We start from the raw sequence: 20,821 nt of genomic DNA, 5'->3' as shown, positions 1-20,821 counted from the left end.
CTCAAGGCATCGCCGGCGTGCGTGCGGTCACACGAAGGACGGCCCAGCCGGCGAGACCCGCAAGGACGGAGCCTGCAAGGATGCCCAGCTTCACCTCGTCGCGTAGCTCGGGATGATCCGGGAAGGCGAGCATCCCGATGAACAGGCTCATCGTGAAACCGATGCCGCACAGCAGCGCCGTGCCGAACAGCTGCCCGCGCGAGGCGCCGCGCGGCATCTCCGCCCAGCCGAAGCGGATGGCGAGCCATGCGGCACCGAACACACCGATGAGTTTGCCCACGAGCAGGCCGAGGCCCACGCCGACCGTGGTCGCGGCGAGCCATTGCGCCAGCCCAACACCGGCGAACGAGATGCCGGCGTTGGCGAAGCCGAACAAGGGCAGCACCGTGATGGGGACCAGTCGATGGAGCGCGTGCTCGAGCCTCAGCAGAGGCGAATGGGTGCAGTCGCCGTCGGACGGCAGGCGCCCTTCACTGTCGCTAAGCGGGATGCACAACGCGGTCGCCACGCCCGCGAGCGTCGCATGGACGCCGGACTTCAGCACCAGCACCCAGAGAACGACACCGATGAGCAGATAAGGCCACAGGCGGCTGACGCCGAAGCGGTTCATCAGGGCCATCGTGGCAACGGCAAGCAGTGCCAGGCCGAGATAGGCAAGCGACAGATCGGGGGTGTAGAACAGCGCGATGATGATGACCGCACCGAGGTCGTCGATGATCGCCAGGGCCGCGAGAAACGCCTTGAGGGACGTGGGCACCCGGCTGCCGAGCAAGGCGGCCACACCGAGCGCGAAGGCGATATCGGTCGCCGAGGGAATGGCCCAGCCACGCATCGATTCCGCGTTGCCCCGGTTGACCAGCAGGAAGATGGCCGCCGGCACGACCATGCCGCCCAGCGCCGCCAGACCCGGCAGGACGCGCAGACGGTTGGAGGCCAGCTCCCCGTCGATGAACTCGCGCTTGATCTCGAGGCCCACCAGCAGAAAGAACACCGCCATGAGACCGTCGTTGATCCAGTGCAGCACGCTCAGCGGGCCGACGTGCGCCTGCAGCGCGTCGAAATACACGGAGGCGAGCGGCGAATTGGCCACGATCATCGCGAGCGCCGCGGCACCCATCAGCACGAGGCCGCCCACGGCCGATCCGGCGGCGAAGTCGGCCAGCCGCTGGAGCGGACGCCATATCAGTGTCTTGAGCAACGGACTCTCCTGTCCCTGGTAAGTCCGTGATGGTCACACCACCCGTCGCCGAGGGCAAACGGGGCGAAAGACGCATGGCCGGAACGACGCCCCCATCACGGCATTACGGTGTCACTCCGCACGCAGCCTCTTCTCATGCGCGGCGAAGTCCTTCCGATATTTCTTTGCCAGCCCTGTCTTCTGGGGCGCCGTCAGGATCTTGCCGGCCAGCTGAAAGAAGATTTTCTCCTCCTCGCGCAGATGATCGTGCAGCTCTTCGGAAAGCTTGGCAAGGTTCGCCGTCCAGCTGCGACCCGCATGGTTCCGCGTCTGCATTTCCTCGATCAGGTCATCCATCTTGTGATGGTCGGCCAGCGCATCGCGCGAGGAGTGCAAGCCGCGATCGTCCATCAGCATCGGCACGTAGAGGTAACGCTCCTCGGCCGCCTCATGCGCCGCGAGTTCGATCCGTAACGCGGTGAACAACTCGACCCGGTGAGGACCCGGCTCCGAGCGCTGCAGCTTGCGGACGAGTGAGCGCTGCGTGGCGTGGCTTTCGCGGAGGGCTTCGAAGATGGTTTCGGACATGGCGTCGGCTCTGTCATGGGACGGCCCGGGTGGGCGGGTGCCACGATCATCCCGATGCGGATGTCGACGAAGCGTCTGCCAGGCCACAGGTGCTCCATAGCCAGACCGCACACAGCGGGAACAACAGGAAGCAGGAGACGACCGAGAATATCCACGCGATCGTGCCGTACGAACCGGACATCCCGCCCGCACCGAAGAACAGGAAGAACCAGCAAGCGGTCACTACCGCCATCAGCAGCCATCGGGCCGGGTCACCGTGGGTCACGTTCTGACAGACACCCGGAAACGTCTTCCTGAAGAAGTGCCAGGCGATATAGCCCGACACCGCCATCAGAAACGGGAACTGCAGCCACACCGGGATGCCGAAGCCCTGGGCGGACAGCGCGATATCCGCATGCGTGGAGAGTGCCCTGATGGGCACATAGCTCCACACGTTGCCCGCGCACATCAGGCACAGCCAGTACACGAAGGACTGCAGCCCCCGCCGCGACCGCACCGCGTCCATGCGCGACACGGCGTCCAGGATGAAAAAGAGCACGCCGTTGCCGACGAACGGGCCGGCCAGTGCGATGAGAGAGGCCTGCCACCCGGCGCCACTCGCGATGATCGGCGCGTATTCCACGTTGTCGGAAACGTCGCCCAGCAGGAGGATGTTGCCGGGGGTAGCCGAGCCGTAATCGATGTCGAAAGGCGACTTCATCCAGCCAAACGCCCACGCGGCCATCGAGTGGCTGTATTCATGGGCCAGGTAGGCCACCGCGTGGGCGACGATGGTGAGTACGAACGTCAGGACAGCGAAACGAACGACGCGCCACCCGCCGGATCTTGCAAAGCCCATCCCGTTATCGACCATGTCACTCCCCCGGTGAGGAGCGAACTATAGCGCCGGGAGTCAGCCTTTGGACTGCTCCAGTACGCGGGAGCCAGTGATGATCATCCGCAACATCGTCGAGATCTGCTCGATCACCTCGGGGTCGCGCTCAGGCGGCTGATCCATGGCGCCGGCACCCATCGCGAAAACGAGGCGGGTGATCGCCTTGGATACCAGCGCCGGTTCGTGCAGCGTCGCGCGCTCGGCGGCGGCGAGGCGGATCAGGTCGACGCGGAGCTCGTCCTCGAAGTACATCAGCTCGCGCTCGACCGCCTGCTTGAAAGCGTCCGACCCTACCGCGCCTTCGCGCAGCAGCACATGCAGGAGTTTGTCGTCCGCGCGCAGCTGCTCCATGAAGGTCTCGACCGAAACACGGATCACGCTGCGATCGGTCGAGGTGGCACGCTCCCGCGCCGAGCCGATGATGATACGCAGCGAGCGCCCCGCCAGGTCGATCAGGGCGATGGCCAGCTCGTCCATGTCGCGGAACTGACGATAGAAGCTGTTGGGCGCGATGCCGGCTTCGCGCGCCACCTCGCGCAGGCTTACCGTGGACAGGCTGCGGTTGGGACCGATCAGCTTGAGCGCGGCGGCCAGCAGGTCCTCACGGGCGATCCCCACCTTGCGCGGCGGCGTCGGGAAATCCGGGGACGGAGTGAGAATGATCGAGGTCATGAGGCGCTGATAACGGACTAGGCCAGAATCATACCCCCAGTCGTGAATGCACAACTGTATACACAGCTGTGCGGATGCGCGTATAGTGACTCCATGAACGCCATTCCCGTTCCGAAAACCTCCTGGCGCCAGCGCGCCGTGCGCCGCGCCGTCTCACCGGCGGTGTTCGACTTCTGGGCGACCCGCCTCAACCCGTTGTGGACCCTGGAGCAGCCGTTGGCGCGCCTGGTCTCGCGCACGGCGGCGAGCCGCGACGCCGTGACCCTCGTGCTCCGCCCCAATCGGCATTGGCAGGGCATGCTCCCCGGCCAGCACGTCAATATCGGCGTGGAAATCGAGGGTCGCCGGCTGGTGCGCAGCTACAGCCCGACGCCACTGGACGACGGCACGCTGGCGATCACCGTCAAGGCGATGCCCGGCGGCGTGGTCAGCGGTCATCTGGCGAAAGCCGCCCGGATAGGCGACGTGGTGACCCTCGGTCAGGCCTTCGGCGAGATGACCCTGCCTTCCGACACCGACGACCTGCTCCTGCTGGCTGCCGGCAGCGGCATCACGCCGATGCGTGCCCTGGTGCGCTCGCTCGCCGCACGCGGCATGCCGGTCAAGGTCGACCTGTTGTACTGGGCGCGCGATCGCGCCGACCTTTGCTTCGTGGACGAACTCAACCAGCTGGCCGCTACCCACCCGCGGCTGCGTGTGCGCACCTTGCTCACGCGTGCCGGGGTCGAGCCCGAGCGTCGCGTCGACGACGTGTCGCTGGAGTCGATCGAGGACCTGCAGGCACGCCGTGTGCTCGCCTGCGGCCCGGGCGGATTCGTCGAGGCGGCACGCGGGCGCCTTCAGGGCTACGTCGCGCACTTCAACGCGGAAGCCTTCAGCACGCCGGCCACCGTCGAGGGCGAAGCCGGCGAGGTACAGGTACACCTCGCTCGCAGCGGGCGCACGCTGACCCTCGCCCGCGGCACCTCGTTGCTGGAAGGTCTCGAAGCCCAGGGCCTTCGCCCGCGTCATGGCTGCCGCATGGGCATCTGCAACACCTGCGCCTGCGGCCGCGCCTCGGGCACCGTACGTCACACGCTGACCGGCGACCGCGACAGCGAGCCGTCGACCCCGGTACGACTGTGCGTCAGTGCGCCGAGCACCGATCTGGTCCTGGACCTCTAAGGAATTCACATGGCCCGCATCAAGAACCGCATTCTTTCCGCCGCCGAGCTGCAGTCCTTCGGCGACGAGCTCGACGCCCTGCGCGCCCGCGTCGCTGCCGACGTCGGCGCACGCGACGCCCGCTATATCCGTCGCATCGTCGCCGCCGTGCGCTGGACCGGCGTGACCGGCCGCGCGCTGCTCTTCCTCGGCGCGTTCGTGCACAGCGTGCTCGTCCCCGCCTGGATCGTCGGCACGATCTGCCTGGCCCTGTCGAAGATCCTCGACAACATGGAGCTCGGCCACAACGTCATGCACGGCCAGTACGACTGGATGGGCGACCCCAAGCTGCATGGCCAGACCTACGAATGGGATATCGTCGCCACCGGCGATGCCTGGCGCAAAACGCACAATTTCCAGCACCACACGTACACCAACGTGCGCGGCATGGACGACGACATCGGCTACGGCCTGCTGCGCATCTTCCCCGAGCAGCGCTGGCGTCCGTTCTATCTGATGCAGCCCGTCATCGCGGTGTTCTTCATGCTGCTGTTCCAGTGGGGTGTGGCCATCCAGGATCTGCGCATCGGCCGCTGGTTCGCGGGCAAGATGAAGACGGCGGAACTGCGTCGCAACTTCCGTCCGGTCGGTCGCAAGATGGCGCGTCAGCTGATCAAGGACTACATCGTGTTTCCGCTGCTGGCCGGCCCGTTCTTCCTGCCGGTGCTGCTGGGCAACCTCGTCGCCAACGGCATGCGCAACATCTGGACCTTCGTCATCATCTTCTGCGGCCACTTCACCGCCGATGCCGAAGTGTTCCCGAAGGAAACCATTCGCGACGAGACGCGCGGCCACTGGTACCTGCGCCAGCTGCGCGGCTCGTCCAACATCGCCGGCGGCAAGCTGCTCAACGTGCTGTCGGGCAACCTGAGCCATCAGATCGAGCATCACTTCTACCCGGATCTGCCGGCGAATCGCTACGCGGCAATGGCGGTCGAGGTGAAGCAGATCTGCGCCCGTTACGGCCAGCACTACAACACGGGCTCGTTGCCCAGGCAGTTCGGTCAGGTCATCTGGCGGATCGTGCGTCACGCCTTTCCCAGCCGCGTACGTATGCCGCGGATGTCCGAGAAGGCGCTTCAGGGCGGCTGAGCAGTAGGGAAAGCTGTCCTTCCGCCGGAGACATGGACGTCACCCACGGGCGCGAGGCAGCCAGCGGCCGCACGAGCGTGAAGAGCCCGACGGCAGGAGGCATGGCGGCACCCGGCGAAAGCAACGGGCTGGCGGTGGGAGGCCGGATGGAATGGTGTCCTGGACGATAACGGCCCATAAGTAAGATTCGATACTTCTGGCATGCTTTTATCGAACTTCGACACCTCCCATACTCGCGCACTAGCGTTGTCAGCAGGGGGGAGGCATATGGACGGGCATAAATCGCTGGGCCGCTTGACAGGATTGACCTATCTCGTCGTCGTGGGCACAGGGCTATTCAGCCTGATGTATGTTCCTGCCGCACTGTCAGGCAGCGGCGCGCCACAGAGCCGGGTCGAGCAACTGTTAGCAAACCCGGGACTCTACAATGCAGGGACGGCAGCGTTTCTTATCGAGCAAGCCGCCTTTTGTGTGCTGCCAATCTTATTCTACCGACTGCTGCATCACGCCGGCCGGTGGGCCGCCAGTGTGATGGCGGTTCTGGCACTTGCCAGCGTCCCGGTAGCACTCGTCGGCGTTGTCGAGCGTGTCGATGCCGTCAATTGGCTGACGAATACGAAGCTATCGGCCGGTGAAGCCGGTATGTACGGCCATGCGCTGGCGCGCATGGCCCTCTACAGCTGGGACCACACGTTGCTCATTGCCAGCCTGTTTTGGGGGCTGTGGCTCGCACCGATGGGCTATCTCATCACCGTGTCGCGGACTATTCCACGGCTGTTCGGCTATCTGCTGATGCTGGGAAGCGCTGGCTATGTCGTCGACGTGTTTGGGCAACTGTTGTTACCTGACTACAGCCGCTCGATGTTTTCGGACTACGCGACTGTTCCAGCCGCCCTCGGCGAGATAGGCACTTGTTTATGGTTGCTCGTCTTTGGAGCATCGCTCGAACGTGCCCCTACGCCCGATCCGACCGTGTCGATTGAGTAGGAGAAAACCGCAATGGCATTACCTTCATTCGAAGACCCTCCGGTTCCCGTACGATTGAAGCTGGCCGCGTTATGGACATCGCTGATGTCGTGTTACATCTATGGCGACTACTTTGGCCTGTACGTCCCAGGGAAGCTACAAGGTGTCCTCAACGGTGATGGGCCCATAGGTCCGACAAGCCAAGGCACACTCGTTGGCGCGTCGATGCTCCTGGCTGCGCCCGCCTTGATGATCGCATTGTCACTGCTTTTACCGGTCAGGGCATGCCGCATAGTGACCATCATTCTTGGAATCTTTTACACACTTGTCATGGCGGCCACCATGACGGACGCCTGGTGGTTTTATAAAGCCATGGGCGTGATCGAAATGACGATCTCGTTAATCACTGTGGGGCTCGCTTGGCGCTGGCCTCGAGTTGCGTCGACTGTTTAGCTATTTCACAGTGACCGGGGCAAGGGTCGAGCAAACAAACATCGCACAGGATTTTCCTCGCATGACGCGCTGGATTGTTGGAACGCGCGGCGTCACCCTCGCGCTCAACAACTGTATCGGTAACGAGCACGATTACCAGCACAAACGGTTGAACTCCGCGTATCAACGCCTGCGCAAGGGCTTAAGTCCTGATCAGCGCACATCGCTGCGTGACGAAGAACGTGCATGGATAGCCCGGCTCGACAAGAATTGCTAATCGGGGACGCCGGTCGATTTGCTTCTCGGCATACCGGTGCCGACGGCTGGCGGTGGCGGCGTGAGCGAAAGATGCGTACAGGAAAATGACGCCAGGCTGGTTCATGGGTCCCGATGGAACGTCCATTCCTGAGGCAGATGAAGCACGTCGCATCCTGCCGTGCAGGAGAAAAGCCCAGAGCGTCCCATGAGGACCAGATCCGCGACGCAGAGAAAGATCCTGTCCTTTCCAATCTGTTGGCGATGCCGGGCGGCACGCAGACGGTGCCGTTCAATTTCGTCTTTCCGACCGATACCCAGTATTACGTGCGTCAGAAAACCGACCCAGTGAACACCTGGATTATCGATGCCAAGATGGTGGTCGCGACCCAGGCCTGCCCGCGGGAGCCATCAACAGACACCTCAGAGACGGCCAAGCCGACGAAGCTGCTGTTTCCGTCTCCCTAACCCTCGCCATCATCGCGCGGAGCTGGGGGTACGCCCTCGATCTGCCGAGGGTTGGCTCCACGAAGTGCGCGCATCGATAGACTGAGCCGGACTGCCGACGCTCCGGGTCGGTGCTGCAAATGGTCGCTCAACGAAACGACGGAACGCTCGTGATCACACAAGGCGGCCAGCACATTCGGCCCGTTCGGGCGCTCGGACGCATCAGGCGTGCTTTAGCAGAGCGTCTTATCGGGCCCATCAAAGCGACCAATGTAGATTTCGACACGGTCGTCGTGCTCGGCCTCCACCATCGCAGCCGCTTTAGGAAACGGAGCCCCTGTCCCATCGTAAGCTTCAAACCGTCCATCCGGTTGATGGACCACGAAAGGCAGATGCTGGATGCGAGACGACCAAACGTTATAGGTATCTTCGTCCCGCACCATTTGCATCTCAGTACGGGTGGCGCAGCCAGCAAGGGCCACAGCGATCGCCGCTAACCCAATGGGGCGGAGCAGCGTGCTTAGCGTGAGGCGCATACAAGGAATCTCCTAAGACGATGGTTTCTCTCTCCAGCGGCAGCGGAACAGATGACGGCGCCAGCACGACCAGGTAGAGCGCGAGCGCTCCGGCCATAGGTCTTGCACCTGCCGCTACCGCTTCAGTACGGCAGCGGATCTGGCTCTTGCGCAACGCTTTCCCAAATGCCGTTGAGCAGCAGTTTGCGTGCACGAGCGATGTAAACCGGTCGTGTGGCAATCACGCGCTCCCGCGCACGATCAGCGAATGAGACGACGGATCGATCGCGATCACACAGCGCGGACACGACCGTTGGACCCTTTGCGTCGGGCACCGACGCGGGGGCACCTGAGCACAAGGTCTTGAGCGGGCCGCTGAAATGCCCCACCCAAATTTCCACGCGGCGCCCGCGCTCGGCCTCGACAGCCGTTGCGGCCTTGCTGAAGATGTCGCCGCGGTTGTCAAAGGCGGTCACGGCGCCGTCGGCATCGTGAAACACGAACGGAATGTGGTCCATCCGCTTGTCCCACAGGTCGTAGGTGTCTTTTTCCTTGACCGTGCTGGTCTCGGTGACTGCAGCACAGCCGGTCAGGACACTCATCACCAAGAACACAGCCAGAGCACTGCGCACAGTCGTGAGTCTGAATTGCATCGGATAGATCTCCTCGGATGGACGATGCGCGAGCCCGTCAGAACATCACGCTAAACAGTGATAAGCGCCTCGGGTCAGCGTGCGCTGACCTGCGGTTCGTCTTGAGCAGCGGCGCGCCATCCGCCACCCAGAGCACGGATCAGATCCACGCTCGCCTGCAGCTGTCGCGTGCGCACCAACTCAGCCGTGCGTTCGGCCTTGAGCGCCGCGGTCTGCGCCGTGACCACCTCTAGGTAGCTGACGACGCCCTCGTTGTATCGGTTGGTCGCCAAGGTCTCGGACTGCTTGGCGGCGTCGGCCGCTGCCGTCTCCTGCTGGCCTTCCCGGCCTAGCTCCTGGAGCAAGGACAGGTTGTCTTCGACCTGCTGGAATGCGTGCAGCACCAGGCCGCGGTACTGCGCTGAGGCCGCAGCAAACTCCGCTTTGGCTTCCGCCTCGCGGCCGCGCCGCGCGCCGCCGTCCAATAGCTCGAGCGAGGCCAACGGCCCAAGGCTCCAAAACTGGTTGCTGGCCGCCAGGAGATTGCCGTGACCCACGTCCTGCCAGCCCAAGGCGGCACCCAGGCTGATGGTCGGGTAGAACGCCGCGCGCGTGACCCCAATGCCAGCGTTGGCGGCGAACGCACGGCGTTCGGCGGCAGCAATATCGGGCCGGCGCTCCAACAAGGTCGAAGGCACACCCAGCGGAATGCTTGGCAGGGTCAGAGCCGTGGTCTGGGCGGGCAGCAAAAAGGTCGACGGGGATTCGCCGACCAACGCCGCGATGGCGTGCTCGGTGAGTGCCCGCTGCACACGCAGCTCCGTTTCCTGGGCCTGGGCATCGGCGTATTGCGCGTTCGCGCGGGCAAGATCCAGCCCCGACGACACACCCCCATCCATGCGCCTTTGCGTGATCGACTGGCCCTTGCCGAACGCGGCCAACGAGTCCTGGACGATGCGCAGCTCCACGTCATCCCCCCGCAATGCGATGTACAAGTCCGCAAGGCGCCCCTGGAGGCTCAGGCGGGCGGAGGCCAGGTCCGCCTCCGCCGCAACGCTACGCGCCTTGCCTTCGGCCACCTCATTGCGAATCCGACCCCATAAATCCAGCTCGTAGCTAGCACTGAAGGCGACCGTCCGCGTGTCGTACTCGTTGGGCTGGTTGGAGCCCCGAAGCGGCCGGTTATCGGACTGCCGCGCGTTGGTCGGTGTGGCGTCGATGCCTGCGTGGGGCGACTGTTGTGCCCCAAGCTCCTGGAGATAGGCCCGCGATGCATCCAGACGAGCCAGGGCTACGCCGATGTCGGGGTTGTTGGCGTCCAGTTTGGATTCGAGGCCATCGAGAGTGGGATCGCCGTAGACTTTCCACCACGGACCGCGCGCGGTGGCATCTTTGGGGTCGGCCTGCGTCCAACCTTCAGGATTAGCGGCGCCCTTAAAGGCCTCCGGCAGGGCACCGGCGTTGGGCTTCACGTAGTCCGGCGCCAGCGAGCAGCCGCCCAGCGCCATGAACAAGACCAATGCTCCGCCACGGATGGCAAGATCATGCTTTCTTGGCATGGTGGCTCTCGTCGGTGGCAGCGGGGGCCAACTGGACCAGATCGCCTTGGCTCAGCGAATCGGTAGGATGATCGATGATGCGGTCGTCCGGCTGAAGGCCCTGGTCGATCTCCAGCTTGTCGCCCAGGTCCATCGCGATGTGTACATCGCGCAGCACCACATGGTGGTCCTTGCCGAGCACCGCGATCTGCGGCCCCTGCGCGCGAAACAGGAGGGTCGTGGCCGGAACGGTCACCGTGTGGGCGTCTGCGTGTGTGGAGAGTTGCACCTCGGCAAAGTCGCCCGGCAACAGATCCTGGCGCGGATTGTCGACCTTGAACTGCGCCAGCAACGTGCCGGAGGCCCGGTTGATGGCCCGGGACGTCCCGATGAGCGTGCCGTCGACCGTCTCGCCGCCATGGCCCAGCACGAGCAACTTCACCTTCATTCCGGGGACGATGGAGGACGCGTAACTTTGCGGCACCTGCGTGTACAGGCGCATTTTGCTGGTATCGGCAATGGAAAAGAGCGGCTCGCCCCCGCTGGTGTTCGCCGTGATGAGGTCGCCGATGTCCGTGTTACGCGCCGTCACCGTCCCGTCGAACGGCGCGACGATGCGTTTGAATGATTCCAACGCGGCCAGGCGGTCTACATCGGCCTGGGCGCCCAGCTGATTGGCGCGCGCCGTCTCCGCTTCGCTCGACTTTTCATCCGACTCCTGCTTGGACACCGAATGCGACGCGAGCAGGTTCTGCCAGCGCCTGGCGGTGGTGTCGGCCAGGCGCACATTGGCTTGGGCGCGCACCAGTTCGGCTTTGGCCTGTTCGAACTGCTGATCCAGTTCCGGCGTGTCGATGAGCGCCAGAACCTGGCCGGCTTTGACTTTTTCGCCGATGTCGACATTCCACTGCTTCAGATACCCTCCGACCCGTGCGTGGATGGGGGTGGCAATCCATGCATCGAGGTGACCCGGCAGCGTCAGACCCTGGTTGGCGCTGAGCGCAGAGGCAGAAATGACCTGCACGCTCGGCGTAAGTTGCGCCTGGGTCCACGTCGTCAGCTCGTGGGACTCCACGGACCGCAGAGACAGACCCGCAATCACCCCAACGGAGGCCAGGCCTAAGCCGATGGCCAGAATCAAACGGACACGGGGAGGCCGCCCGGGTATCGCGGCGATGGCTTCATGCGACATGGGAGTGATCTCCGATAAGCGGCTGTTTGGAAGGGGCGGGAGCGGGCCGGCCGTGGACGATTGCGAAGATGACCGGCACAAACAGCAAGGTGGCAAGCGTGGCGAACATGAGGCCACCGATGACCGCGCGACCCAGCGGGGAGTTCTGTTCCTGACTGAGCGCCATGGGCAGCATGCCGATGATCATCGCCAGCGCCGTCATGCACACCGGACGGAAGCGGGTAAAGCCGGCCTCGAGCGCCGCCTTGACCGGGTCCCCATGCTCGGCCAGCCGCTCGCGGCAGAAGGTCACCACCAGGATCGCGTTCGCAGTGGCCACGCCCATGCACATGATGGCCCCGGTGAGCGCGGGCACGGACAAACTGGTGTGCGTGAGAAACAGCATCCAGACGATGCCGGCAAGCGCTGCCGGGAGGGCGGTGATGATGACGAACGGGTCCATCCACGATTGGAAATTGACCACGATGAGCAGGTAGATGAGGACCACAGCCCCGACCAGACCGAACAACAGACCGCTGAAGGCTTCGTTCATCGTGCCGACCTGCCCGTGCAGGCTGACCAGGGTGCCCTTTGGCCGTTGACTTGCAAACTGCGCCAGAACCTTTTCCACATCACTGGCCACGCCCCCCAAATCCCGGCCTTGGATGGACGCATAGATGTCATAAGACGGCATGATGTTGTAGTGAGACACCACCGCATCGCTGGGCCCACGGGTGAAGCTCGCCAGACCACCCAGAATTTGCGTGGCACCGTTGCCTGAGGAGGTCACCGGCAGCGCCTTGAGATCCGACATCGAGTCCATGAGGTATTGCGGCGTGGAAGCCACGATGGCGTAGGACACGCCGTTTTTCGGATTGAGCCAGAAGGCCGGGGCGACCTGCGAGCTGCCTGCCAGAGACGCCACCATGCTATTGGTGACATCCCGCTCGGTGATGCCGAACCCATCCGCCCGTACCCGGTCCACTTTGACGTTCAACTGCGGGTAGCTCGAGCTTTGCTGCAAGCGGACATCGACGATGCCATCCACCTTGCGCAGCTCCTTCATAATTCTTTCTGAGTAGGCTTCGTTGGCCACGCGATCACGTCCGGCGATGGAGACATCCAGCGGCGAAGGCGAACCAAAGTTAAGGATCTGACTGGTCATGTCGGCCGGCAGGAACGCGAACTGGGTGCCGGGGAATTCGCGCGGAAGCTTTTCGCGCAATTGCTTCATGAAATCGGCCGCCGGCCGATGGCCTTCCTTCAAGGCGATCTGGATATCGCCGTCCTGCGAGCCGATGGTACCGCTGCTGCTGTAAACCAGGTTCACGCCGCTCAGCGGAAGGCCGATGTTGTCGATGATGGTGTCGAGCTGATCGGGCGGAATGACGGCGCGGATGGCGCGTTCGATGTGATCGAACTCGGCCGCCGTCTCTTCGACCCGGGTGCCCATGGGCGCGCGCACATGCATCGAGATCGATTCCGAATCCACGGTCGGGAAGAAATCCCGACCCAATGCAGGAATCAGCGCAAAGGACACCACGACGAACCCGAGGAAGCCGACGACAAAGCGCTTCCGGCTGTCGAGAGCCACCGCCAGCAAGCCGTAGTAGCCGTCGCGGACCTGCGTGAAGCGCTGCTCAAAGCCCATCTGAAACCGCAGCAGCCCGCGCACTACGGCACTGCGGCGCTTGCGACCGTGCTGATCGCCCTCGTGATGATTGAGATAGGCGTCCTCGGGATGCGCACCCTCGCCGCCTTCCACATGGTGAGGCTTGAGCAAGAACATCGCGAGCGTCGGCACCAGCGTGCGGGACAGAATGAAGGAGGACACCATGGCGAAGATCACCGCCAAAGCCATCGGGCGGAACAGGAAGCCGGCGATACCGTCGAGCATGAACATCGGCACGAAGACAATGCAGATGCACAGCAGCGACACGAAGGCCGGCGTCACGATCTGCCTGGCGCCGTCCATGATGGCGTCCATCACGCCCTTGCCTTGCTCCAGATGCCAGTTGATGTTCTCGATGGTCACCGTGGCGTCGTCGACCAGAATGCCCACCGCCAACGCCAGGCCGCCCAGGGTCATCACATTCAAGGTCTGTCCTAACAGCGACAGCAAGGCAATGGCCGACAGGATGGACAGCGGGATGGACAACGCGATGATGACCGTCGAGCGCCAGCTGCCGAGGAACAGCAGAATCATCACGGAAGTCAGAAGAGCTGCGATGACGCCCTCGCGAGCCACCGAGGCCACGGCGGCTTTGACAAAGATGGACTGATCGCTCAGCAGATGCATCTGCAGCGACTTGGGTTGGGTCTCGGCAATGAGCGGCAACAGCTTCTTGATGCCGGCCACCACATCCAGGGTGGACGCATTGCCGTTCTTCAACGCGGGCATCAGCACGGCGCGTTTGCCGTCCACGCGGACCACATTGTTTTGCGGCGGCGCACCGTCGCGCACATGGGCCACATCGCCGATGGTGATCGTCGCGCCGTTGACGGTCTTGATGGGCAGGTTGTTTAGCTCATCGATGGCCGTTGGGCTGTTATTGAGTTGGACGTGATACTCGTAAGTCCCAATCTTGGCCGTGCCCACGGGGATAATCTGGTTCTGTGCGGCCAACGCGTTGCCCACGTCCTGCGCCGAAAGGCCTTTGGCCGCCAGCGAGCGCGGATTCAAGTCCAGCGTTACTTGCTTTTGTTTTCCGCCATAAGGCGTCGGAATGGCCACGCCGGGCACGGAAATCAGCGTCGGGCGCATGAAGTTCTGCGCGATGTCGCGAATGGTGGCTTCCGACAAGACCGGGCTCGACAGGGCCATCTGCAGCACCGGCACCGTCGAGGCGTTGTAATTGAGGATGAGCGGCGGTGTGATGCCTGGCGGCATCTGCTTGACCACCGTTTGCGAGATGGAGGTCACCTGAGCCGTGGCTGTGCGAATGTCCACGCCCGGCTGGAAGAAAATCTTGACAATGCCAACGCCCGGCAACGACTGCGACTCGATGTGCTCGATGTCGTTGACCGAGGTGGTCAACTGGCGTTCGTAGTAATAGATCACGCGGCCCGACATTTGGTCCGGCGGCAGGCCGTTATAGGTCCACACCACGCTGATGACGGGGATGCCGATATTCGGAAAGATGTCCGTCGGTGTGCGCAAGGCAGCCAGCGGACCGGCGATGAGGATCAACAGCGCCAGCACGATGAAGGTGTATGGGCGCGAGAGGGCGATGCGAACGAGGGCTAGCATGCGGCGAGCCCCTGAGCCAATAGAGATGGCGGCATCATGACGCGGACGGGTCGCTGCGCATGGCGCCGTGGCGCGGAAGGTTTCATCAGCGGTATCGCTCGGATCTGACCCGGGCAGAAGTGCCCTGGGTCATTATCCGAACCGATTCTTGTGGGAATCTTTTGTGTTTCGAAGCTGGCGCTCGGCGCTCAGCGTTTACTGGCGTCGTCGGTCAGCGGATCCATCAGGATGTGCACCAGAAGTCCATTGCCCGACGGGGCCTCCAGAAGCGCGATGGACCCGTCGTGCAGCTCTACCGCGCGCTGGACGATGCTGAGCCCAAGGCCGTAGCCCGGCTCTTTCATGTCCGCACCACGGTAGCCACGTTGAAAGGCAGCCTCCCTGCGGTCCTTGGGAATGCCGGGGCCGTCGTCGGAGACCGCAATCAGGATCTTGCCGTCCAGGCGGCACACAGCCACATCGACCTGGCCACGCTCCGGGGTGTAACGGAGTGCGTTTTCAATCAGGTTGCGAAACATCGCCGTGAGTGCGACCTCATGGCCCGACACCCACAATTCGGGCTCTTCGTGGTTGAGGCTCAGGGAGATGTCTTTCTCCGCGATGACGGGGGCCAACTCTTCGATGACCTCGGTGGCCACCATGACCAGGTCCAGAGGGACGCGGTGTTGTGAGGCGGCCCCGGCTTCCAAACGCGCGATCGCAAGAATTTGCTCGATGCGGCGTCCCAGGCGGACCAGGCTTCGCCGCGCGTTGCCGACGGTGTATTGAACCTCGGCCGGGTCGTCGGCAATGAGCGCGCTTTCCATGTGAATCATGGTGGCTGCCAGCGGTGTGCGCAGCTCATGCGCCACATCGCCAGCAAATCGGTGCTCTCGTTCGACCGCATCTTCCAACCGCTCGAGTTGCTGATTGAGCGTCTCGATCAGTGGCTTGATCTCGTCGGGAGAGCGGTCGATGGAGATGAGCTTGCGACTGCCCGGTTCGCGCTGCGCGAGCACTGCAGTCAGCACACCCAGAGGCTTGAGTCCCTGTTTGACCGCGAGTCCTGCCAACACGGCGAGCAGAGGCAGCCCGATGATGAGCGGCAACGCGTGCTCAAGGATGAGACCGCGGGTGATGTCCGACCGGTTATCTGCCCGCTCCCCAATCCGCACCGTCAGGTCGAAGCGGTTGGTGAGGGTGAACAGTCGCCATTTGACCCCGTTATATTCGGCTTCATGAAACCCGCGTTCCCCAGGAGCCGGTGGGGGCAGGTCCGCCAGATTGGCGGTTGCCGCGACCAGTTTGCGCTGGGGGTCATACGCCTGAAAGCCGACTTCGGGCTCGTAGTTGCGTGGATGGACCGATACGACGACGGTACCCTTTTGCGCCTCGGTCGCGAGCTGCAGCGTCTTCGCCGGATCCTGTACTCCGTAGTTGCCATGCCCGTAGGCAATCAAGGTGCCCAGCGTTCGCCCGGCCTGGGCCAAACGCCCATCGAGCAACTGATTCATCTCGTGGAGTTCGCGCTGGTAGCTGATGGTCCCCAGCGGAATGAGCACGGCCACCTGGACAAGGATGATGAGCCAGGTGAGTCGCGCGCGCAGGCTGCTGGAGGTCACTTGGGTTCCCGGGGCATCATGTAGCCAATGCCGCGCACCGTGTGGATGACCTCGGGACTCAACTTCCGGCGCAGCCAGTGCACATGCACTTCGATGGCGTTGCGATCCACCACTGTGTCATATCCGTAGACCGACCCTTCGAGCGTTTCGCGGCGAACGATGCGGCCGGCGCGCTCGGTCAGGATGCGCAGCACCGCGAACTCCCGCCGGGTCAAGGTTACCATTTCACCTCGAAAGGTAACGCCATTCGTAGCCAGGTCCAGCACCAGACTGCCCACCTCCACTCGATTGTCCACCAGGCCCTGCGCGCGGCGGGTCAGCGAGCGAATACGTGCCGCCAGTTCCCCCAGGTCAAACGGCTTGACCAAGTAATCGTCTGCGCCCAGGTCCAAGCCCTTGATGCGCGACTCTGTCGCATCCCGCGCGGTCATTACCAGGATGGGCGTTTTCACCCCCGCGCGGCGTGCTTCAAGCAGCACTTCCAAGCCGTCTTTCCCAGGCAGGCCCAGGTCGAGCAAGATCAAGTCGATGCCCGTGTCAGACAACGACGCCGCGCCTTGCCTGCCGTCGGTCAGCCACGTTACCGCGTAAGACTGGTGCTCAAGCGCATGCTTGATGGCCTCGCCCAACTCGATGTCGTCTTCAAGTAGCAAGATGTGCATGCGGTACGGGCTCGAGGAACGAAAGCGACCATGATCGCCGGAGAGTCTTTTGCCAACCTTTTGTGCCCTGGCATCCAGTCTACGCCAGGGCAGTGACGCGATGTCTGGTCTCAACAGGCTCTTGCAGGAGCCCGAACTCCGTCTGGACCGCAGCCCCCCGGGCCACGCTTGCCCCGCCCTGACCGGCCGATTGGGCTCTCCATCGATCGACCGCTGCGGATTCACATGACCAACCCCCTGCCCGCCTTGCTCACCACCCTGAACCACGCCATCGAGGCTGTTGCGCGCAATGACGACCCTTGGCTGCGCTCGATCGCCATCGCCGCCCTCCAGTGCGAGTTGGGGACCTGGTCTATCGGGTGCCCGCGGACCCCGACATCGCCCTCCCGCTCCAGCGCATTGCGCGCATGGTGGAGAATATTCATGAGGGCCATTCCGCCCCGTTCTGTTCGACGAGGCCGCGCCGCATCGAGGTGGTGTAGAGCGGGTCGGTCGCATAGGTGTTGGTGTAGGGATCGAGGATGTGATCATCCGCCGTGGCGAAGACCTCTCACCCGGCCTGATCGAGAGCTACCTTGAGAGACATCGCGCCGTCAAAGAATGCTGCGTGGTCGGAATCGACGACACCGACCTGGGCGAGGTACCTGTGGCATTTGTTGTCGCCCGAGGGGCCATACGATTGAAGTCGGCGCCCTACGGCAATATGCGTACGACGCCTTTTCAAGGGTATATGTCCCTGCCCATATCCACGTGATACCGACACTCCCAACCGGCAGCTTGGTCAACGCGCTCACGGCCAGCCCTAGCATTCCGAACGAGGCGCTTTATTCGCGATAAATCGCACCCTCAAAGTCGAGCACTCCCGCGCCTTCCTGCCGGTTGAGATATGCCTCTGCCGCCTCCAGCACATCGCCGCCAGGCACGCTGACCGCCAACAGGTTGCGCGCTTTAAAGTATTCCGTCACACAGCCCAAGGACCGGAGCGCATCGGCAACGGCATCGACACTGTTCTCATCGAAGCAGACCACGCGAAATAAAGAGTTCGGCGATTCCACCAGCACTCGGTCGAACCATCGAACGCCATCCTGAAGAGGTGCGCGGACGGTATCGCCGAGGCCGGCCTGGCGCGCAAAGAACGGGATGTTATCGATGGTGTAGGTATCTGGCGATCCTGCTGGTCTTGCCCAGACCGACTCACTGCCAACGTCTGGATAGCCGTCCTCGTCCGGTTGGATAGAAAAGAATACCTTCACCAATCCAGGCATTGATTTTGTCGCTCTTATCGAGGTTACAGTTTCGGCAGGCAGGTTGACCATTGTTTAACGATCCGTCTCCGCCCTTGGACCTTGGGATAACGTGGTCCACATTAACCTCATTTCCGGGCGGAGTAACGCCGCGTTCACTCTTTGCGACACCCGGTATTGAATATAGTCTCGCAATGAACACGGAGGACGGCCTGATTGGCCGCCCCGTGATATCTCGATGCAACACGCTCTTTACTTCGCGGTGAACGATGTCCAATTGGGATTCAAAATAGATTGACCATCTGGCCGCAGAAGTTCGAGTTCGAACATCCGTCCATTCACATGGTAAAAATAGACGTCAATGAACTCGCCATCTGCATCCAACAATTTTCCTTCGACGGGAAATCCGTCGCGACCGCGGAAGCTATCTTGACCTCGATAAGGTGGGAGCTGCACATCGGGCAGGTGAAAGAGCAACCGAGATCCGTCTGGCGATTCGTCCGTGACCTCAACTTCATTGATATCTAGTAGGAACTGACTCCGAAGCACGTCATCTGTAATCAGATTTCCGAGCGTTCGGACTACAGACGATTCGGACTGCGTCAATTTTCGCATCTTGGCGCCTACTGCAATGGAAAGATTGTTCCGACATTTACCTTTCCGTCCTGAAGTGGAAATGCACGGAATTCGAGGGGTACTTCGTTCACGTTTAATCTGCCGCTGAAGGGGCCAACCGTAGTACCTTCAGAGGCACTCCTCAGTGTCCCACTGACTTCTTTCCTACGACACTCTCCACGTGCCCGACATCGAGCCCTGCCGACGAAAGCCGCGACGCGCAATGGCTGGTCTGAAACACGCTTGCGAGAGAGCCACATCTAAGAGCGCCGCAGCCAGCCGGACCGCCTCTTTAGTCATCCCATGCAATGGCCGCACCAAGAACCGCGAACCAATAGCCGGGCGCAGCGACTCGGGGACCAGAAAGCGGACATAGAAACCGCTGCGTCGGGACAACAGCAAAGGCTTGGGCACAAAACGATACCTCAGACGATACCTCGGGGGAGGTCGCCCGGGTCCGCTGACGAAGCCGATAAAAACATTGCAGAAAAGGCACTTAGCGCAATGATGGCACTGAGTGGAGCGGGTGAAGGGAGACCACGTCAGCCGGTCACAACACGTTGTTTTAGATCACGTTTGTGGCGGACGACTAGCATTTGAACGATACATCACTCGGTCCCCAGGCGCTACTGTGGAGATGGCTCATTGAAGGCAGGGACGAACCGGCAATTTGCCCCGATCGGGCTGGCTCGCCGGGCGATTGGGTCAGCACGGCGCTCCATGGGGCCAGCGGGTGCTGCCAAAGTCATGCCCGACCAGCCGGAGCCCTGCTGGGCTGATCCGCGGGCTTGGCCGGGCGTGAATGGGTCAGCGAAGGTGGGACACGAACCAGTCCCGCGCGGCTGCCGTGACCTTGGCGAGCGTTTCCGGCACATCGTAGGCGTCGTAGTGAAGCCCCTCGACGACCAGCATTTGCTTGGGCTCACGCGCACGCTCGAATGCCTGGCGCGTCAGCTTCGTGACAACGGTCTTATCCGGCTCGGCGAGGATCAGCAAAAGCGGTGTCGGCGATACCGACGCGATGTAATCCCCAGGAGCGGTCTGGACAGCCTGCTCCAGCGACGTCACCGTCACGTAATTATGAAACTGGGCGTGTTCCTGCTCATTGCGTGTTGCCCAGTCCAACGATTCAGGACCAAACACGGACGGGTTTTCCGCAGTGTCTGCGAGTTTCATCGTGGCCGGCTCCTCCCCCGCAAAGTGACGCGGGCGCTCGGACGCGATCGTGCTGTTGATCAGATCCCGCTGCTCTGACGGCGCTTCGAACTGGATCTGTCGATAGAGGTCCGTCGCCGGGACCTGCACCACAAGTGCCTTCACGCGGCGATCGAACGCTGCCACCTGGATCGACTGGCCACCGCTGAACGAGGTTCCCCACAGCCCCAAACGCGCGGCATCCACATCCTTGCGGGTCTCAAGGTAAGACAGGGCATTGACCAAGTCCTGCCGCTGCGCGTGCGGGATGACCTGCTGTCGAGGCGTGCCCCCACTGTCGCCCAGATAGCGGTAGTCGATGGCGAGTGCGATGACACCGCTCTCTGCCAATGCGGTGCCAAGTTCAGGAATGTTGCGCATCCCTCTTACTGCGCCAAACCCGTGCGAGAGCACCACAGCCGGGAACGGGCCGTCCCCGACCGGCCGATACAGGGTCCCCGCGCAGGGAATGCCTTCGCTGATGAATTGGATCGTTTCGGTAGTCACTGAGCTTCTCCGGTCTTTGAAAGCCACGGAGGGGAAATTATGCACACACGAGTGCAATGATCGTGAAGCACCGAACGGTGTCGCATCCGCGGCATCACGAATGACGCAAAACCTTCAGGAACAGGATGTGGTCGCGCTGCGTGGCTGCGCGGTCATTCCGCATCGGCTACGCCCGGTCGTGAGGAT

The 20,821-nt window shown here is 62.7% G+C and carries 21 protein-coding genes; 7 read left to right on the top strand and 14 right to left on the bottom strand.

The genetic code is table 11. The features are described 5' to 3' along the window. Position 1: 1 nt before the first annotated feature. The 4 genes from nhaA to fabR all read right to left on the bottom strand — a co-directional run bounded on the left by nhaA (position 2) and on the right by fabR (position 3,311). On the bottom strand, positions 2-1,198 hold the full coding sequence (gene nhaA, locus B5X73_RS02485) for a Na+/H+ antiporter NhaA (RefSeq protein WP_254857203.1): 1,197 nt from the start codon (positions 1,196-1,198) through the stop codon (positions 2-4). 111 nt (positions 1,199-1,309) lie between these two features. Continuing rightward, the gene (locus B5X73_RS02480; protein ID WP_036110294.1) at positions 1,310-1,765 is read right to left on the bottom strand and encodes a hemerythrin domain-containing protein; all 456 of its coding nucleotides are present in this window, start codon (positions 1,763-1,765) and stop codon (positions 1,310-1,312) included. A gap of 46 nt (positions 1,766-1,811) precedes the next feature. Further along, the gene (locus B5X73_RS20530) at positions 1,812-2,618 is read right to left on the bottom strand and encodes a hypothetical protein (protein ID WP_090352727.1); all 807 of its coding nucleotides are present in this window, start codon (positions 2,616-2,618) and stop codon (positions 1,812-1,814) included. 39 nt (positions 2,619-2,657) lie between these two features. Continuing rightward, a complete protein-coding gene (gene fabR / locus B5X73_RS02470; RefSeq protein ID WP_079520444.1) occupies positions 2,658-3,311 on the bottom strand; it encodes an HTH-type transcriptional repressor FabR in 654 nt (217 codons plus the stop codon). A gap of 93 nt (positions 3,312-3,404) precedes the next feature. Here fabR and B5X73_RS02465 point away from each other — a divergent pair, with 93 nt between their 5' ends. The 6 genes from B5X73_RS02465 to B5X73_RS02440 all read left to right on the top strand — a co-directional run bounded on the left by B5X73_RS02465 (position 3,405) and on the right by B5X73_RS02440 (position 7,727). Further along, entirely contained in the window at positions 3,405-4,475 is a 1,071-nt protein-coding gene (locus B5X73_RS02465; protein WP_079520443.1) for a ferredoxin reductase, read from the top strand. A 9-nt stretch (positions 4,476-4,484) separates the two neighbouring features. Continuing rightward, on the top strand, positions 4,485-5,606 hold the full coding sequence (locus B5X73_RS02460) for a fatty acid desaturase family protein (protein WP_079520442.1): 1,122 nt from the start codon (positions 4,485-4,487) through the stop codon (positions 5,604-5,606). A gap of 267 nt (positions 5,607-5,873) precedes the next feature. Then, the gene (locus B5X73_RS02455; RefSeq protein WP_079520441.1) at positions 5,874-6,593 is read left to right on the top strand and encodes a DUF4386 domain-containing protein; all 720 of its coding nucleotides are present in this window, start codon (positions 5,874-5,876) and stop codon (positions 6,591-6,593) included. A 12-nt stretch (positions 6,594-6,605) separates the two neighbouring features. Further along, positions 6,606-7,025, top strand: coding sequence for a DUF6326 family protein (locus B5X73_RS02450; RefSeq protein ID WP_079520440.1), 420 nt, complete (start codon positions 6,606-6,608; stop codon positions 7,023-7,025). Between the two features lie 61 nt (positions 7,026-7,086). Continuing rightward, the gene (locus tag B5X73_RS02445) at positions 7,087-7,281 is read left to right on the top strand and encodes a lysozyme inhibitor LprI family protein (RefSeq protein WP_079520439.1); all 195 of its coding nucleotides are present in this window, start codon (positions 7,087-7,089) and stop codon (positions 7,279-7,281) included. Between the two features lie 137 nt (positions 7,282-7,418). Beyond that, entirely contained in the window at positions 7,419-7,727 is a 309-nt protein-coding gene (locus tag B5X73_RS02440) for a hypothetical protein (protein WP_139382626.1), read from the top strand. A 212-nt stretch (positions 7,728-7,939) separates the two neighbouring features. Here B5X73_RS02440 and B5X73_RS02435 read toward each other — a convergent pair whose 3' ends face one another. From B5X73_RS02435 to B5X73_RS02400, 8 genes are all read right to left on the bottom strand, one after another. Continuing rightward, complete coding sequence (locus tag B5X73_RS02435) at positions 7,940-8,242, bottom strand: hypothetical protein (RefSeq protein ID WP_079520437.1); 303 nt, start codon at positions 8,240-8,242, stop codon at positions 7,940-7,942. A gap of 122 nt (positions 8,243-8,364) precedes the next feature. Beyond that, positions 8,365-8,874 (bottom strand): hypothetical protein, encoded by a 510-nt coding sequence (locus B5X73_RS02430; RefSeq protein WP_079520436.1) that lies wholly within the window; start codon positions 8,872-8,874, stop codon positions 8,365-8,367. Between the two features lie 74 nt (positions 8,875-8,948). Continuing rightward, positions 8,949-10,412, bottom strand: a complete 1,464-nt coding sequence (locus B5X73_RS02425) for an efflux transporter outer membrane subunit (RefSeq protein ID WP_079520435.1) — start codon at positions 10,410-10,412, stop codon at positions 8,949-8,951. After that, positions 10,396-11,583, bottom strand: coding sequence for an efflux RND transporter periplasmic adaptor subunit (locus B5X73_RS02420; RefSeq protein ID WP_079520434.1), 1,188 nt, complete (start codon positions 11,581-11,583; stop codon positions 10,396-10,398). Before B5X73_RS02420 ends, B5X73_RS02425 begins: the two co-directional genes overlap by 17 nt. Beyond that, entirely contained in the window at positions 11,573-14,812 is a 3,240-nt protein-coding gene (locus B5X73_RS02415; protein WP_079520433.1) for an efflux RND transporter permease subunit, read from the bottom strand. The genes B5X73_RS02420 and B5X73_RS02415 overlap by 11 nt, the downstream gene beginning before the upstream one ends. A 188-nt stretch (positions 14,813-15,000) precedes the next feature. Then, the gene (locus tag B5X73_RS02410) at positions 15,001-16,413 is read right to left on the bottom strand and encodes an ATP-binding protein (protein ID WP_079520432.1); all 1,413 of its coding nucleotides are present in this window, start codon (positions 16,411-16,413) and stop codon (positions 15,001-15,003) included. Continuing rightward, positions 16,410-17,075 carry a response regulator gene (locus B5X73_RS02405; protein WP_043695902.1) on the bottom strand — a complete coding sequence of 222 codons (666 nt, stop codon included), beginning with the start codon at positions 17,073-17,075 and terminating at the stop codon, positions 16,410-16,412. Before B5X73_RS02405 ends, B5X73_RS02410 begins: the two co-directional genes overlap by 4 nt. A gap of 221 nt (positions 17,076-17,296) precedes the next feature. Further along, positions 17,297-17,500 carry a hypothetical protein gene (locus tag B5X73_RS02400; RefSeq protein ID WP_139382625.1) on the bottom strand — a complete coding sequence of 68 codons (204 nt, stop codon included), beginning with the start codon at positions 17,498-17,500 and terminating at the stop codon, positions 17,297-17,299. Positions 17,501-17,598: 98 nt separating this feature from the next. On the opposite strand from B5X73_RS02400, the gene B5X73_RS02395 reads away from it, so the two are divergent. Further along, positions 17,599-17,829: an AMP-binding enzyme gene (locus tag B5X73_RS02395; RefSeq protein ID WP_036110247.1), complete on the top strand. Its 231-nt coding sequence runs from the start codon at positions 17,599-17,601 to the stop codon at positions 17,827-17,829. A 70-nt stretch (positions 17,830-17,899) separates the two neighbouring features. Here B5X73_RS02395 and B5X73_RS02390 read toward each other — a convergent pair whose 3' ends face one another. Next, on the bottom strand, positions 17,900-18,391 hold the full coding sequence (locus B5X73_RS02390) for a DUF4265 domain-containing protein (RefSeq protein ID WP_079520429.1): 492 nt from the start codon (positions 18,389-18,391) through the stop codon (positions 17,900-17,902). A gap of 1,350 nt (positions 18,392-19,741) precedes the next feature. Next, positions 19,742-20,635 (bottom strand): alpha/beta hydrolase, encoded by an 894-nt coding sequence (locus B5X73_RS02375; RefSeq protein WP_176167694.1) that lies wholly within the window; start codon positions 20,633-20,635, stop codon positions 19,742-19,744. Positions 20,636-20,821: the final 186 nt, after the last annotated feature.

The organism is Luteibacter sp. 22Crub2.1 (assembly GCF_900167995.1).
GTDB classification, from domain to species: Bacteria; Pseudomonadota; Gammaproteobacteria; order Xanthomonadales; family Rhodanobacteraceae; genus Luteibacter; species Luteibacter mycovicinus.
This window is presented reverse-complemented; position numbering and strand designations above follow the sequence as displayed.